Source organism: Vibrio sp. 10N.222.46.A1, assembly GCF_041473595.1.
Classification (GTDB): Bacteria; Pseudomonadota; Gammaproteobacteria; order Enterobacterales; family Vibrionaceae; genus Vibrio; species Vibrio tasmaniensis_A.
Genome location: NZ_JBFRSN010000927.1, coordinates 1 through 1,488, shown reverse-complemented (window position 1 = coordinate 1,488; position 1,488 = coordinate 1). Strand labels below are relative to the sequence as shown.

The following is a 1,488-nucleotide window of genomic DNA, read 5'->3' as shown; positions in this document are numbered from 1 at the left end:
AAGCAGGCGTTGTTTGCTCCTCAATGGCAGACCTTAGAAACTCCCGACGGCGATTTCCTAGACCTTGCATGGAGTGAATCGCCAGACGGTGACACGCCAAGCAATGATGATAAAAGTAACAAGCCAATATTCGTTCTATTCCACGGATTAGAAGGGAGCTTTGAGAGCCCTTACGCCAACGGGCTGATGAATGCATTTGCTAAAGATGGTTGGCTATCAGTGATGATGCACTTTAGAGGTTGCAGCGGAAAACCAAATCGCTTGGCTCGTGCATACCATTCAGGTGAAGTCGAAGATGCGCGCTTTTTCCTAAGGCATCTGCACGCGCAGTTCCCCAGCAACCCCAAAGTTGCAGTTGGTATCTCTTTGGGTGGTAACATGCTGGCGAATTATTTGGCTGAGTATGCCGACGACCCATTGCTGTCGGCGGCGACCATAGTATCAGCTCCATTTGACTTGGCTTGTTGTTCTAGTCGCATTGAGCAGGGCTTCTCCAAGCTCTATAAGAAGTATCTACTCAACTCTCTAAAATCAAACGCCTTGAAAAAAGTTAACCTGCTACAGGAAAAGCTGGGGGTCACAGCGGAAACCATTAAGAAGATCACCAAACTGTATGAGTTTGATGAACAAATCACGGCGCCTCTGCATGGGTTCAAAAATGCCCAAGATTATTATGCACAATGCTCCGCACTGCCTAAACTCAAGAAGATCAAACTACCAACTCAGATCATTCATGCCAAGGACGATCCTTTCATGACCGATGATGTGATTCCAAAGTTCGTTCTGCCTGATAACATCGATTATCGACTGTTTCAAAAAGGCGGTCATGTGGGGTTCATTACCGGCAGCACACTCAAGCCAAGATTTTGGTTAGAAGAAGCATTACCCGCCTACTATGAAAGTCTACAAGATTCGGCATAATGCATAATGACGAGTCTTAGTAAATAGCAGTAAAAATATTACTAAGCTCACTCATTTCTACAACAATAAACCTATCCATGAACATAAAAGAGAGAAGTATTTATGATCATCCCGTGGCAAGACATTGCGCCAGAGACACTGCAAAACCTCATCAAAGAATTCGTACTGCGTGAAGGTACAGACTATGGTGACGTAGAAGTTTCACTGCAAAACAAAATTGACCAAGTGAAACATCAATTAGCCTCAGGAGAAGTGAGTATCGTGTTTTCTGAACTGCATGAAACCGTTGATATTCAAGTCACAAAACGCTTCTAAGCTGCGCTCATAAAGGAGCCGTGTTATAGTGGTAAACGATTGCTAACAAGTAAGTTACTCAAAAGACAAGGGTTGTCATGTCCGCTAAACATCCAATTATTGCGGTGACGGGTTCATCTGGAGCCGGCACCACCACTACATCAGAAGCCTTCCGAAAAATGTTCAATATGATGGACGTGAAGGCGGCTTGGGTTGAAGGGGATAGTTTCCATCGCTTCACTCGACCAGAGATGGATGTCGAGATCCGTAAGG

2 protein-coding genes and 1 pseudogene are annotated in these 1,488 nt (G+C 44.9%); all 3 read left to right on the top strand.

All coding sequences use genetic code 11. The features are described from left to right. Positions 1 to 921, top strand: a 921-nt coding sequence (locus tag AB4496_RS22130; protein WP_372131977.1) for a hydrolase, incomplete at its 5' end; no start/stop codon positions are given. A gap of 102 nt (positions 922 to 1,023) precedes the next feature. After that, a complete protein-coding gene (locus AB4496_RS22125; protein WP_009848921.1) occupies positions 1,024 to 1,236 on the top strand; it encodes a YheU family protein in 213 nt (70 codons plus the stop codon). A 77-nt stretch (positions 1,237 to 1,313) separates the two neighbouring features. Next, a pseudogene (locus AB4496_RS22120) lies at positions 1,314 to 1,488 on the top strand (phosphoribulokinase); the annotation flags it as partial.

Bases quoted from the DNA above. Each gene is read 5' to 3' on its own strand.
- AB4496_RS22125 (WP_009848921.1), top strand. From the start codon at position 1,024: ATGATCATCCCGTGGCAAGACATTGCGCCAGAGACACTGCAAAACCTC.